The sequence below is a fragment of the Tepidimonas sp. genome (assembly GCF_036824975.1).
Taxonomy (GTDB): Bacteria; Pseudomonadota; Gammaproteobacteria; order Burkholderiales; family Burkholderiaceae_C; genus Tepidimonas.
In genome coordinates this window covers 1332-3835 of the sequence record NZ_DAISZC010000044.1, presented here as the reverse complement: position 1 = coordinate 3835, position 2504 = coordinate 1332, and the positions used below count along the sequence as shown (strand labels likewise).

2 protein-coding genes are annotated in these 2504 nt (G+C 70.3%); both read right to left on the bottom strand.

What is annotated here, in order from left to right; translation table 11 throughout:
• Nucleotides 1-381: 381 nt before the first annotated feature.
• Nucleotides 382-1686 carry a cardiolipin synthase ClsB gene (gene clsB, locus V7Z54_RS06485; protein WP_334135260.1) on the bottom strand — a complete coding sequence of 435 codons (1305 nt, stop codon included), beginning with the start codon at nt 1684-1686 and terminating at the stop codon, nt 382-384.
• Entirely contained in the window at nt 1683-2450 is a 768-nt protein-coding gene (locus V7Z54_RS06480; protein ID WP_334135258.1) for an endonuclease/exonuclease/phosphatase family protein, read from the bottom strand. The genes clsB and V7Z54_RS06480 overlap by 4 nt, the downstream gene beginning before the upstream one ends.
• Nucleotides 2451-2504 lie beyond the last annotated feature (54 nt).

Below are 2504 nucleotides of genomic sequence, written 5' to 3'. Positions count from 1 at the left end.
GTGGAAGCGTCGTTCATTGGCATCAGCATGGCCCATCCTAACATCGGCGCGTGAAAACCCGCAAACCGTGCGGGCACGGTGCGCAAGCCCCGGTACGGCGGGAGAGCCTGGGGCCTTGACACCGACACCACCGTCGGGTGCAGGGGGGTATGCCGGGTGACGGCCTCACGGCGCGGCGACTCACGCACACGGCAATAGGCCGGCAAGCCGATCGATGCCAACAACAAGACGCGCGCGCCGCATCCGACGCACACGCCACGGGGTACGAGGGGTGTACGGGGCAACAGCCCGTTCGTAGCGCTGCGCCCCACAAACCGCCCAGCGGCGCCAATCAGCTCTGGGGCGACTCGCTTCATTCGGCTTGACATGGAAAGCGATTGCTCAGTAGCGGTGCCCGGTTAGAAACAGCACGGCGCGCATCACCGCAAACGCCAGCCAGTCGCGCGCGCGTTCGTGCCAGCGGCGCTGACGCAGCGCTCCCGCTTCCAGCGGCTCGCCCGCTTCGCGCAGCAAATGGTCCAGCCGCTCGCGCAGGTGACGCGCAAAACGCCGGTCGGTGGTGACGATGTTGGCTTCGCGTGCCAGCAGCAGACTGATCGGGTCCAGGTTGGTCGATCCCACCGTGGCCCACGCCTCATCCACCACCGCCACCTTGGCGTGCAGCGAGCTGGGCGCATAGGCGCGGATCTCCACGCCCCGACGCAGCAACCACGCGTGTACCGGGCGCGGGGCGTGGTACTGCAGAAAGCGCTCGTACTTGCCTTGCACCAGCAGCCGCACGCGCACGCCGCGCGCTGCCGCTCGCGCCAAGGCGTGCCGCAGGCGCCGCCCGGGAATGAAGTACGCGTTGGCAATGACCACCTCGCGCCGCGCCCGCTCGATGGCGCGCAGATACGCGTGCTCGATATCGTGGCGGTGGCGCACGTTGTCACGCCACAGCACCGTGGCGCGCGCCCCTACCACCGTCGGCGGCTCGGCGGGGTCGTGCCGGCCGCCCGCGTCGCGCGCTCGCAGCCAAGCGCGCCACCAGCGGCGCAGCCCCGGATCGCGCCGCGCCCGCGCCACCTGCCACGACTGCCACGCGGCGCCAAACTCCCGCGACTGCGCGTAACGCATTGCCGTCAGACGCCACCACAGCCGCTCCATCGTGGCCTGCATCTCAGCCAGCAGCGGGCCACTGACCTCCACCGCGTAGTCCAGCCGCGGCGTGGGCAGCCGCCCCAACACCACGTCATCACAATCGTCAATCAGGTTGATGCCGCCGCAAAAGCCCACCACGCCGTCTACCACGCACAGCTTGCGGTGCAGCCGGCGCCAGCGGCTGGGAATCAGCAGGCCCAGCCGCCCCAGCGGCGCATACTGGCACCACTGCACGCCAGCCGCACCGAAGCGTGTGCGCCACTCGGCCGGCACCTCGGGTGTACCCACGGCATCCACCACCAGGCGCACCTCCACCCCGCGGCGCGCGGCGCGCTCCAGCGCCTCGGCCACCATCAGTGCTTGGTGCGCAAACACGAAGATGTAGGTTTCCACGTGTACCAAGTGGCGCGCACGGTCGATGGCCTGCTCCATGGCCACAAACAGCGCCTGCCCGCCTTCGAGCAGACGCAGTCGGTGCCCGGGCCGCAATACAGGGCCACCCGGGCTTGCAGCGCGCCGCGCCGCGCCAGTCCCCCCTGCGCTCATGGCACCCACGCCACCTCTGCCACCAGTGGCAGATGGTCCGACCAGCGCGGCCACTGCCCCCCGTGCGGTGCCCACAGCGCGCGCACCACCAGCCCGCGCACATAGATACGGTCCAGCGGCAGCAGTGGCCAGCGCGCCGGAAACGTGGACACGCGCGCCGGCACTGCCGTGTGCAGGCCCAGCTCGGCCATCGGGGCGTGCAGCCGCTCGCCCCAGTCGTTGAAGTCGCCCGCCACCACCAGCGCCGCTTCGGGCGGCACCGCACGCTCCATGTAGTGAGCCAGCGCCTGCACCTGGCGCCGACGGCTGGCATGAATCAGCCCCAGATGCACCACGATGACGTGCAGCGCGTGGGCTCCTGCCGGCCACGGCGACGCGGTGCTGGTATCGGCGGGCGCCAGCACCACATGCAGCAGCCCCCGCTGCTCAAAGCCATGGTCGGACACATCGTGCTGCGCCTGCGCCACGATCGGCCAGCGGCTCAACACCGCGTTGCCGTGCTCGCCGTGGCGTGTCAGCGCGTTGGCGTGATAGGCCACGTGGTAACCCGGCGGCGCCAGCGCCGACGCCTGACCGCTGCGCGGCCAGTGAGCAAAGCGCCGCTGGGATGGGGCGTGCCAGCCGCGCACCTCTTGCAGACACACCACATCCGCGTCCAGCGCCGCCACGGCGCGCGCCAGATTGGGCACCTCCAGCCGCTGCAGCGGCCCCAGGCCTTGCACGCCCTTGTGGATGTTGTAGGTGGCCACACGCATGGTCTTCATCGGTGCATGATAGTGTGCCAACCACACGCCAAACGACCGTTGACGGCCTTGCTG

Bases quoted from the DNA above. Each gene is read 5' to 3' on its own strand.
- clsB (WP_334135260.1), bottom strand. From the start codon at position 1,686: ATGAGCGCAGGGGGGACTGGCGCGGCGCGGCGCGCTGCAAGCCCGGGT.
- V7Z54_RS06480 (WP_334135258.1), bottom strand. From the start codon at position 2,450: ATGAAGACCATGCGTGTGGCCACCTACAACATCCACAAGGGCGTGCAA.